The sequence below is a fragment of the Ornithinibacillus contaminans genome (assembly GCF_001038425.2).
In the GTDB taxonomy this organism is placed as follows: Bacteria; Bacillota; Bacilli; order Bacillales; family Amphibacillaceae; genus Ornithinibacillus; species Ornithinibacillus contaminans.
Genome location: NZ_LDPV02000017.1, coordinates 62,444 through 71,428, shown reverse-complemented (window position 1 = coordinate 71,428; position 8,985 = coordinate 62,444). Strand labels below are relative to the sequence as shown.

At 40.3% G+C, this 8,985-nt stretch carries 10 protein-coding genes and 1 rRNA gene; all 11 read right to left on the bottom strand.

Features of this window, described 5'->3' with window-relative positions:
* Nucleotides 1–85: ribosomal RNA gene (locus tag JF53_RS03340) — 16S ribosomal RNA — on the bottom strand; the annotation flags it as partial.
* 475 nt (nt 86–560) lie between these two features.
* Nucleotides 561–2,042 (bottom strand): lysine--tRNA ligase, encoded by a 1,482-nt coding sequence (gene lysS, locus JF53_RS03335; RefSeq protein ID WP_047980745.1) that lies wholly within the window; start codon nt 2,040–2,042, stop codon nt 561–563.
* 184 nt (nt 2,043–2,226) lie between these two features.
* Nucleotides 2,227–3,216 carry a tRNA dihydrouridine synthase DusB gene (gene dusB, locus JF53_RS03330; protein WP_047980744.1) on the bottom strand — a complete coding sequence of 330 codons (990 nt, stop codon included), beginning with the start codon at nt 3,214–3,216 and terminating at the stop codon, nt 2,227–2,229.
* A gap of 2 nt (nt 3,217–3,218) precedes the next feature.
* Complete coding sequence (locus JF53_RS03325; RefSeq protein WP_047980743.1) at nt 3,219–3,431, bottom strand: helix-turn-helix domain-containing protein; 213 nt, start codon at nt 3,429–3,431, stop codon at nt 3,219–3,221.
* Entirely contained in the window at nt 3,413–3,913 is a 501-nt protein-coding gene (gene folK, locus JF53_RS03320; RefSeq protein WP_047980742.1) for a 2-amino-4-hydroxy-6-hydroxymethyldihydropteridine diphosphokinase, read from the bottom strand. Before folK ends, JF53_RS03325 begins: the two co-directional genes overlap by 19 nt.
* Nucleotides 3,910–4,275 carry a dihydroneopterin aldolase gene (folB, locus tag JF53_RS03315; RefSeq protein WP_047980741.1) on the bottom strand — a complete coding sequence of 122 codons (366 nt, stop codon included), beginning with the start codon at nt 4,273–4,275 and terminating at the stop codon, nt 3,910–3,912. Before folB ends, folK begins: the two co-directional genes overlap by 4 nt.
* The gene (gene folP / locus JF53_RS03310) at nt 4,268–5,095 is read right to left on the bottom strand and encodes a dihydropteroate synthase (protein WP_047980740.1); all 828 of its coding nucleotides are present in this window, start codon (nt 5,093–5,095) and stop codon (nt 4,268–4,270) included. Before folP ends, folB begins: the two co-directional genes overlap by 8 nt.
* Nucleotides 5,096–5,287: 192 nt before the next feature.
* Nucleotides 5,288–6,214 (bottom strand): cysteine synthase A, encoded by a 927-nt coding sequence (cysK, locus tag JF53_RS03305; protein WP_047980739.1) that lies wholly within the window; start codon nt 6,212–6,214, stop codon nt 5,288–5,290.
* A 116-nt stretch (nt 6,215–6,330) separates the two neighbouring features.
* Nucleotides 6,331–7,227, bottom strand: a complete 897-nt coding sequence (locus JF53_RS03300) for a peptidylprolyl isomerase (protein WP_047980738.1) — start codon at nt 7,225–7,227, stop codon at nt 6,331–6,333.
* 24 nt (nt 7,228–7,251) lie between these two features.
* Complete coding sequence (gene hslO, locus JF53_RS03295; protein ID WP_047980737.1) at nt 7,252–8,124, bottom strand: Hsp33 family molecular chaperone HslO; 873 nt, start codon at nt 8,122–8,124, stop codon at nt 7,252–7,254.
* A 17-nt stretch (nt 8,125–8,141) separates the two neighbouring features.
* Entirely contained in the window at nt 8,142–8,906 is a 765-nt protein-coding gene (locus tag JF53_RS03290; RefSeq protein WP_047980736.1) for a type III pantothenate kinase, read from the bottom strand.
* Between the last annotated feature and the right edge of the window lie 79 nt (nt 8,907–8,985).

Below are 8,985 nucleotides of genomic sequence, written 5' to 3'. Positions count from 1 at the left end.
ATCAGAAATGTTTCACGCGCTCGACTTGCATGTATTAGGCACGCCGCCAGCGTTCGTCCTGAGCCAAGATCAAACTCTCCAAAAAAGTTTGTCTATAATGGACACCAATCCATTATAGGAAAGTTCTTAGCAAAGAAGCGCTAGCTTCTGTATTTCTTTTAATAGAAAAAACAGGGTATGTTTTTTCTTGACATACTGGTTGTTTTGTTCAGTTTTCAAAGAGCAAAAAATAATCATTTGTTGTTTTTGAGTCAACTCTTATATTATACCATTTCTACTTGTCTGTGTCAACAGTTTTTTAATAAAAGTTTTAAATCCAACATGTCGCTTCTTAAATCAGCGACTTTATTAATATAGCACGCTGACCAGTTGAAGTCAACAACTTTCTTGCTTGATTTATAAGTTATTTTTTCTTCCTATGTACAAGCAACGAAATATAATTTACCATGATTTTATCCTTTAATCAAGTTTCTATTACTGGGAATAAATGGTATGTGTTTTTAACTATCATAACAAAAGACTCCTCAGCAAAAGCTAGGAGTCTCTTTCATCGTTTCAACTTATTTATTTCGCATTTGCGGGAACAGTAATACGTCGCGAATAGACGGAGAATTTGTTAATAGCATTACTAATCGGTCTATACCGATACCAAGTCCCCCGGTTGGTGGCATACCGTATTCAAGTGCTTCTAGGAAATCTTCATCCATTAGATGTGCTTCATCATTTCCTTCTGCTCTTTCTTTAACTTGCGCTTCGAATCGTTCTCGTTGATCAATTGGATCGTTTAATTCACTGAATGCATTGGCATGTTCTCTTGCTACAATAAATAATTCAAAGCGATCTGTGAAACGCTCATCCTCTGGGTTCTTTTTCGCTAATGGCGAAATCTCAACCGGGTGGCCGTATACAAATGTAGGCTGGATGAGTTTTTCTTCTACTTTTTGTTCAAAGAATTCATTGACTACATGTCCGAATGTCATGTTGTTCTTAATTTCAACACCGTGTTGTTTCGCAAGCTCTCTTGCTTGTTCATCACTCATATGCTCCCAGAAATCAACACCTGTATATTCTTTAACAGCATCTACCATATGAAGTCTCTTCCATTTTGGTTTTAGGTCAATTTCATACTCGCCATAGGTAACAGTAGTTGTTCCAAGTACTTCTTCTGCGATATGTGCTACTAGGTTTTCGGTTAATTCCATAATATCGTGGTAATCTGCATACGCTTCGTAAAGTTCAATCATTGTAAATTCTGGATTGTGTCGTGTAGAAACACCTTCATTACGGAATACTCGCCCGATTTCATACACTTTCTCAAGTCCACCGACAATTAATCGTTTTAAATGCAACTCAATCGCGATGCGCATATATAATGGAATATCTAGTGCATTATGATGCGTGATAAATGGTCGTGCGCTTGCTCCACCAGGGATGCTGTGCATCATTGGTGTTTCCACCTCTAAAAATCCTTGTCCATCTAAGTAGTTACGCATCGCACGGATGATTTTACTACGTGTTACAAAGGTTTCTCTGCTTTCCATATTGGTGATTAGATCTAAGTAGCGCTGACGGTATCGTTGTTCTACATCTTTTAAACCATGATATTTTTCCGGAAGTGGTCGTAATGATTTGGTTAGAAGCTGAAATTCAGTTACTTTAACAGACAGTTCACCAACCTGCGTTTTAAACATTACACCCGTTACCCCGATAATATCTCCTAGATCGGTAGAATTGAAGACCTCATATGCTTCTTCCCCGATCGCATCTTTACGTACATAAAGTTGGATTTGTCCACTTAAATCTTGAAGATGCGCAAATCCCGCTTTCCCTTTTCCGCGTTTGGTCATCATTCTTCCAGCGATCGTTACTTGATGTGCTTTTTCTTCTAATTCTTCTTTTGAAAAGGATTCAAATTGCTCTTGTAACTCTTTTGCAATTGCTGTTCGTTCGAATTTGCCGCCAAATGGGTCTAGGCCTTGTGTTCGGTACGCATCTAATTTTTCACGCCGAACGCGCATGTGTTCATTTAATTCTTCTGACATTACGATCACTCCAGTGTTTATAATTAATCTATAGATTTATAGTTCAATGATTGAAATAACGCAAGGTTGTCCTATACGCCTTATTTTACACGCAAAAAACGCTTTAACATCTATTAATCATACTATATCATCTAAAAAAAGAAAAATCTGCTCTTTATAACCAGCAGATTTTTATATCCTAACTTTAGGAAGCAATTATATCCGCTTCTATCTCTCTTACAAACTCAAATAATATGTTGATCAACTCGTCGCGTGTTTCGGCTTGGTTGATTAATTTTCGTGCTTTGCCATTTCCTTTGATATCCTTTAGATACCAGGCTGCGTGTTTACGCATTTCCATAATGGCTACCTTTTCCCCTTTTAACTTAATGAGGCGGTCCATATGAAGGAGACAGACGTCAATCTTTTCTTTTGGCGATGGATTATCAACGAGGACACCGGTTTCTAGGTATTTTGCTATTTGATAGATAATCCACGGGTTTCCTAAAGCAGCGCGTCCGATCATAACCGCATCAACGCCGGTTTCATCTAGGCGTTTTTTAGCAATCTCTGGACTGTCGATATCACCATTTCCGATTACAGGAATATTTACCGCTTCTTTCACTTCCTTGATTATATCCCAATTGGCATAGCCTTCATACATTTGCATTCTTGTTCGACCATGCAAGCCAATCGCACTGCCGCCAGCTGCTTCAATAGCCTTTGCATTTTCAACAGCAAATAGGTGCTCTTCATCCCAGCCAGTCCTCATTTTTACGGTAACTGGTTTTTCCACATTCGCAACGACCGCTTTTACCATCTGATAAATCTTATCTGGGTCAAGCAACCAACGTGATCCAGCATCAACCTTGGTAATCTTCGGTGCTGGGCAGCCCATATTAATGTCAATAATCGATGCATTCGTATTCTGGTCAACATATTGTGCCGCTTGCACAAGCGAGTCCTTATCCCCACCGAAAATTTGTAGGCTCATTGGCATTTCTTGTTCATCTATATAGAGCATTTTCATCGATTTTTGGTTTCGATTTAAAATTCCTTTATCACTAACCATTTCGGCTGTAATAAGTCCTGCACCAAACTCTTTAACCGTTAACCGGAATGCCCAGTTACTGACACCGGCCATCGGGGCTAGTGTTACACGATTTGGAATGGTGATGTCACCAATATTCCACATGGTTATTCCTCCATCTTTCCTAATAGTTCTTGCTTCTCTATGTTTAGCGTGTCCGCTGTTCGTTCAATTATTGCTTCGGATATGTCACGGGTACCGCGCTCCACTGCCCCTAGTTCATTCAAGGATACCCCAATAACTTTTGCAAATTCTGCTTGCGTGAATCCCTTTAATTTTCGAAATGCCTTTATCCGTCTTCCTATTCGGATTCGTTCCATTTGTTAATGTCCTTTTTATCCTGTTCAGGAAGTTCTGCTAACCATTCTTTAACCGTTTTATCGGTTGACGGGATGATTAATTCTGGGGCTATTTCGTTCAACGGAATTAAAACAAATCCTCGTTCATGCATTCTAGGGTGTGGAATACTTAAGTGCTCCGAGTTTTTATTTTCTTCATTATATACTAATATGTCAAGGTCAATTGTTCGTGGACCAAAACGAATCTCGCGTTTTCTCCCTAACTCCTGTTCGACTTGTTGACACACCGCTAACAGTTCCTCAGATGCGTACGTTGTTTCAATCTCTATAACCATGTTTAGAAAATCATCTTGGTCGGTATACCCAACTGGTGCTGTTTGATAGATTGACGATCGATTCAAAATAGTGATGTTCTCAGATGCACGGAGTGACTCCATAGCACTTTTTAAATGCTGGTTTCTTGGTTCGATATTCGTCCCTAAGGCAATATAGACATGATTCATGATTGTTTCTCCCGGTAAATTTCGACTGCTACGGATTCGTAATGACCCGCGATTGGTGGGTCTGGTTTAATCACTTTAACCGTACAGGCTTGTAATAAAGTAAATGATGTTAATAAGTCGGCGGCGATTTGTTCTGCCACCGCTTCGATTAAGTTGTTCGCTGGACCCTCTACTGTTTTTTTAACGTGCTGATAGACTTGTCCATAATCAATAGAGTCATGCATGTTGTCGGTTTTTCCTGCTTTTTGAGTGCTTAATTCAAGTGTGACATCGACATAAAATCGTTGCCCCAATTTATTTTCCTCTGGTAATAGGCCATGATAGCCATAAAATTGCATATTAGTTAAGATAATTTTATCCATTATGAACCTCCGCACGCACCATTGCATCCATCATTCTAGCAAGTTCAACCGTTAGCTTCACATTGTGGACCCGAACCATATGCGCCCCTTTTGTGATACCAAGACAGGTTGTTGCACCTGTGCCGTTATCCCGTTCAGCTGGCGGCAAATCTAAGACACTACCAATGAATCGTTTCCTAGACGCTGCAAGCAATAAGGGATAGCCCATTTCCACCAGTTTCTCTAAATTATTCATGACGACTAAATTATCGTTTGCATCTTTTGCAAAGCCAATTCCCGGATCTAAAATAATATTTTCGTTTGGGACACCCGCTTTACGTGCAATCTCGATACTCTCCGTTAGGTCGCGTTTCATATCATCGATTAGTGATGTGTAGTTTTGATTGGTTCGATTGTGCATTAAAATAATTGGAGCATTTTTTTCCGCAGCAACCGCCGCAATCTCTGGTTCGCGCTTTGCTCCCCACACATCATTAATGATTTCCGCTCCGGCTTCTAATGCTTGTCTTGCCGTTTCGGCTTTATACGTATCGATTGAAATTGGTATCGTTACCGCTTCTTTAACAGCCTTTATTATTGGCAAAACACGGGAAAGCTCCTCTTCCAATGATACCGGATCATGATCTGGTCTGGTCGACTCGCCACCGATATCAATGATATCTGCGCCCATCTTTTCCATTTGGACGGCTTGTTGTACAGCTCTTTCAATAGTCGTATAATTTCCTCCATCCGAAAAAGAATCTGGTGTCACATTTAAAATACCCATAATATGCGTACGTGCTGATAAATCATAGATTTTCGATGAAGTCTTTAGAAGCATGATTCCAATCGTTCCTTCCTGTAAGTAATAACTAGTACTATCCTATCATATGAATGCAAAAGCGCAAGCGCCTGGAGCTCGTCGTGGCCGTTTTTGATTATGCATTAGTTGCTATCAAAATGTATACTTCTCCACGCTACAGAAAAAGGCTAGCATCATTTTTTAGATACTAGCCTTCTATCGGTTCATGTATTATTCTTCGTCAAATTGATAAAGAGGTGTTGATAAATAACGTTCTCCGTTATCTGGGAATACAGCAAGTACTTTCTTCCCTTTGCCTAGTTGTTTGGCTACTTTTTTAGCTGCAGCAACTGCAGCACCAGCGGAGACGCCTCCTAAGATACCGTTCGTTCTAGCAACTTCTCGAGAGGTTTCAAATGCTTCGTCATTGCTGATTTGAATGATCTCATCATAAATTTTTGTATCTAATACGTCCGGTACAAACCCTGCACCTATACCTTGGATTTTATGAGGACCTGGTGACCCACCTGATAAAACTGGAGAATCAACTGGCTCAACCGCATACAGCTTAACATTAGCAAAGTTTTCTTTTAAAACCTTACCCGCTCCAGTAATCGTTCCACCTGTTCCAATTCCAGCAACAAACGCATCCAAGCCGTCCTTCATTTGCTCTGTGATCTCTTTTCCAGTAGTGCGCGCATGTACTTCTGGGTTGGCTTGATTAATAAATTGCTGTGGCATAAAGTAGCCATTTTCATTCACAAGCTCTTCTGCCTTTTTAATCGCACCCTTCATACCCTCTGCACCAGGGGTAAGCACTAGTTTTGCCCCATAAGCACGTAATAGATTACGGCGTTCTTGACTCATCGTGTCTGGCATAACAAGTACTGCCTTATAGCCTTTAGCTGCAGCGACCATGGATAAACCGATTCCTGTGTTTCCACTAGTTGGTTCTACGATGGTGTCCCCTTCTTTTAGCTTACCTTCTGCTTCTGCTGCTTCTATCATCGCTAAAGCAATACGATCTTTTACCGAACTACCGGGGTTCATGAACTCTAATTTGACATAAATATCAGCACTGTCTTCATCTGTGATGCGGTTCAGTTTTACAATCGGTGTTTCACCAATTAAACCAGTTATACTATCTGCCACTCTCATTCAAATTACCTCCTCATAATTCCTACTAATTCTATAGGTTTTATTATAATGTAATTCTAGGCAAGGCTAACTGTCAACTATTATGTCTACTTATTGCTTTTACGTTACCTTATAGTCTATTCACCATAAACCCACTCTATATCTAATTTTTCCCATAATGGATCAGCAACCAATGATTGGTTCATACTTTGCAGGGCAAGTTCATTACGGATATATGGCTGCAGCTCCTCATAGCTAAAGGTTATATCTGGTAAGCTTTTATGAAGGTAAAGAATCGCAACGCCATTCGCAGTGGTAAATGGTTCGCTATACGAGTACTCTTCTAACCCCTCTGCCACGTCAAAATAATCGGCAGGCAAAAATTGTGTATCGGTCGAATTAAAACCTAAGTATCCACCGTTATTTTTTGTATCCTCATCAATCGAATATTCCGTTGCCAGTAGCGAAAAATCCGCTCCTTGCTCGAGCTCATCAACCACCTTTTCAGCAGTTGCCATATCCGGCACTATAATATGGGAGAGCTGCACGGATTCGTAAAACTGATATTGGCGGTCATATTTCGTGTAGTAGGCTTGTGTTTCACTATCTGAAATCGAAGCACCCTCCGCTAGCAATGCTTCAAGCTGGTAACGGTAGAGAATATCTTCTTCCCATTTTTCTTCTAGTTCGTTTAATTCTTTTTCAGAAGTTAATCCTTGCATCGTAGTGAGTAGGGCAATATCCCGTTCCACAATCTTCTCACTAATTGTGATGCCTTTTTCCTTGGCGAGCTGTTTTACAATCTGATGATCAATTTGATCCTTCAGTTGTTTTTTTCCATAGTTTTCGCGTAAGGACTTCATCCAATCCTGGTAAGTAATCTCATTGCCATCAATTTTGGCAACCGCCTCATTGGTTTTGATTTCCTTGTCATCAATGACATCACTTGTATCATCCTGTTTCCAAAATAGCATTGTTGCAACATTAGTAATAAGGAGTACAACAATTATGCTGAATAATAGTTTTTTGGACATCGTTTTACTCCTCTCCATTGATTGTTATGCTTGTTGTAATTCCTTCAGCTCTTCTTCTGTAAATGTATACGTTTCATTACAGAAATGACAAGATGCTTCTGCACCATGGTCTTCATCAATCATTTGTTGGATTTCATCCTTACCAAGCCCAATAATCGCCTGTGCTAGTCGTTCCTTGGAGCATTTACATGAAAATGCGATTGGCATTTTTTCATGGATTTTAATGGTTTCTCCTTCAAATAAGCGCTCCAGAATTTCTTCTGGTGTTTTTCCTTCTTGTACAAGTGACGAAATCGCCGGAAAGGCCTTAATTCGCTGTTCAAGCTTATCAATAATCTCATCGCCCGCTCCTGGCATCACTTGAACAATAAATCCTCCACTAGCTAGGATTGTGTGATCAGGATTTACTAGCACACCTGCACCGACAGCAGATGGCACCTGTTCAGATGTTGCGAAATAATAGGTGAAGTCTTCACTTATTTCTCCTGAGACGATTGGTACTTGACCTGTAAAATACTCTCGTAATCCTAGATCCTTCGTGATGCTCAAATTACCCGCTGTACCAACAGCTCTGGCAACATCTAGCTTGCCTTTAGCATTTAAATCGAAATCAACATGGGGATTGGTAACATAGCCTCTAACCTCGCCCTTGGCATTTGCATCCACCACGATAGCTCCAATTGGGCCTCCACCTTCTACTTTTACAGTTAAGGAATCATTTCCCTTTAACATGGCACCCATCATTGTTGAAATGGTAATGGTTCGACCCATCGCTGCTGACGCGGTTGCCCATGTATCCTGGCGGCGGCGCGCTTCTTCTACCGTTTCTGTTGAGCGGATTGCATAAGCGCGTACCATCCCGTCATATGTGGTCGCCTTAATTAAGTAATCTGACATGATGCATGAACTCCTTTTTATTGATTCATTTTGTAAATTTCATATAACCCTTTTAATGTTAAATATGGATCGACGTGATCAATGGTTTCCGAGGCATCACCAATTAGTGACGCCAATCCGCCCGTTGCAATAACCTTGGCATCCCCAAAGGTTTGCTTGATGCGGTTCACAATGCCGTCAACTTGCCCGATATAACCATAAAACACGCCAGATTGAATAGCTTCAACCGTTGATTTCCCTATAATATTCTCCGGTGCTTCGATTTCAATTTTCGGAAGCTTGGATGTTCTTTGGTAAAGTGCTTCAACGGAAATATTGATTCCTGGGGAAATAATTCCTCCACAATATTCCTCCGTTTCATTAATATAGCAATACGTTGTCGCCGTTCCAAAATCAATAATGACTAATGGCGATTGATGCTCCTTAATCGCACCGACCGCATTTACAATTCGGTCTGCGCCAATCTCCTTTGGATTCGGATATCGCATTTTTAAATTTGTCTTAACCGTTTCTTTCCCTACCACAATCGGGTCAAGCTTAAAATAAGTGCGGCACATTTTTTCCAATGAAAACATAATCGGAGGAACCACCGATGATATAATGGCCCCATGTATATCCTCAAACTTTATCCCACTATAATCGAACAACGATTTGATTAGCATCCCAAATTCGTCCTCAGTTTTATATCGATCTGTTTTTATTCTCCAATGATACGTTAATTCATCGTCATCGAAGACTCCTAATACTGTATTTGTATTACCAACGTCCAGCACAAAAAGCATGTTCAAATTCCTTCCTACATAAAATGGTTGCATGACTACTGATTATGAAGAAACGAACGCCACAAGCAATAGCTCGCTT